Origin of the sequence: Rhodoplanes roseus, assembly GCF_003258865.1 — a bacterium.
Taxonomy (GTDB): domain Bacteria; phylum Pseudomonadota; class Alphaproteobacteria; order Rhizobiales; family Xanthobacteraceae; genus Rhodoplanes; species Rhodoplanes roseus.
The window spans coordinates 1-1253 of sequence record NZ_NPEX01000577.1 but is presented as its reverse complement, the minus strand read 5'-3'; the positions used below and the strand labels follow the sequence as shown (position 1 = coordinate 1253).

Sequence of the window (1253 nt, the reverse complement as noted above, 5' to 3'; positions counted from 1 at the left end):
GCCGTGGTCGGCTTCCGGCTGGAGCCGACCGCGGCCGGCAGCCGCGTCGCGGTCGCCACCGACCTCACGCTCGCCGGCTCGATCATCCGCTACGTGCGCGGCACCGCCATCTACCGCGACATCGCCGCCTATCTGTTCCGCGAGTTCGCCGAAGCGCTCGAGCAGACGGTGGCGGCGGAGGAGGGGGTGGCGAGTAGGGAGTAGCGAGCAGCGAAAGAGTGCGAGGCCCGGCGGCTCCCTGTTCGCCACTCGCTATTCGCCACTCCCTATTCGCCGTTCGCCCCTGCGCCATTCCGCCTCGCGCCTTGTCCCTCCCGGTGCGGCCGACCATACTGCGCGCCCCGCCGTCTCCCCCCGCCCCGAGGTCCCCATGTCTGCGTCCACGCCCTACATCAACGCGGTCGAGCTCGACATCGTCCCGGCCGCCTACGAGGCCTTCAAGGCCGCCGCGCTGGCCAATGCGGCGGCGAGCGTGAAGGAGCCCGGCTGCCGCCAGTTCGACGTGCTGTTCGAGGAGAGCGATCCCCACCACGTCCTGCTCTACGAGGTCTACGACGACGCCGCCGCGCTGGCGGCCCATCGCGAGACGCCGCACTTCAAGACCTATTGGGAGGTGAGCGGCCCGATGATCGCCAAGCGCGTGCCCCGCCACTTCGCGCCGATCGGCTTCCACGCCAAGGCGCGTTAAAGCCGCGCCGCGGCTCGCAGCCCGGACGGAGCGCAGAGGCGTCCGGGTCTCGATGCGCGACGCGTCCGGCTGCCGCGCCCGATCGGGGCGGCGCGTGCCGTGGCGCCGATGACGTGCTCGTCAGCACCAAACGTAGCCGTAGGCGCACGCGCCGCGCACGACGGTCGGATACCAGTAGCCCCGCACGCCGTCGCCGCGCGGACCGTACGGATACACGGTGGTGCGCAGGGCGCGGCCGTAGACCGCGGGGCCGCCGCCGTCGCTCCATGCGCCGTACCACGTCCCGGCCCAGGCGCCAGGCCACGCCGGATGCACCGCCACCGGCCGCACCGTCACGCGCGCCCGCCCGGCATCCGCCGGCGTCGCGACGGCCGCCGCCATCGCGGCCGAGAGGGCGATCAGAAGAGTCTTGGTCGCAGGTGTCATTCCCAAAAATCCTGTCGTGGCGATCGGGTCCGACCGCATCACAGCACGCGCCGACGCCCACGTCATCCACGACGCCGCGCCCTCGCTTCACCTCTCCCCAGCGCGGAGAGGTCGGGGTTCGCGCCGCAGGCGCGAAGTC

The 1253-nt window shown here is 72.5% G+C and carries 3 protein-coding genes; 2 read left to right on the top strand and 1 reads right to left on the bottom strand.

The features are described 5' to 3' along the window. Both CH341_RS34685 and CH341_RS31365 read left to right on the top strand, forming a co-directional pair. Positions 1–204, top strand: a 204-nt coding sequence (locus tag CH341_RS34685) for an SRPBCC family protein (RefSeq protein ID WP_170149889.1), incomplete at its 5' end; no start/stop codon positions are given. Positions 205–370: 166 nt separating this feature from the next. Beyond that, the gene (locus CH341_RS31365) at positions 371–688 is read left to right on the top strand and encodes a putative quinol monooxygenase (RefSeq protein WP_111423616.1); all 318 of its coding nucleotides are present in this window, start codon (positions 371–373) and stop codon (positions 686–688) included. Between the two features lie 120 nt (positions 689–808). On the opposite strand, the gene CH341_RS31360 is transcribed toward CH341_RS31365, so the two are convergent. Further along, positions 809–1114, bottom strand: coding sequence for a hypothetical protein (locus CH341_RS31360; RefSeq protein WP_111423613.1), 306 nt, complete (start codon positions 1112–1114; stop codon positions 809–811). Positions 1115–1253: the final 139 nt, after the last annotated feature.